A 235-nucleotide genomic window follows, 5' to 3' on the forward strand; every position below is an offset into this window, starting at 1 on the left:
TGTGACCATTAACTCCTTCACAATCCCGCTCTTTAATGCTTCTTCTACTAAATGTTTCCCCTCAACGAGAAATAGCCCCGTTTTCGTTCGTTCTTTTTTTGTATGCAGCTTTTTCCATTGTTTAATACTTGCGTTTTTAGCTGATTCTATATATTTCAAGCGACTTTAACTCCTTTAAATATCATGAATTTATTATATCTCATGCACACTACATAATAAACCTGTCTTTGAGACA

At 34.0% G+C, this 235-nt stretch carries 1 pseudogene; it reads right to left on the reverse strand.

The annotated features are described in order from the left end of the window. Positions 1 to 159: pseudogene (locus SB775_RS33905) on the reverse strand (TrmH family RNA methyltransferase); the annotation flags it as partial. Positions 160 to 235 lie beyond the last annotated feature (76 nt).

The organism is Peribacillus sp. SIMBA_075 (assembly GCF_046534585.1).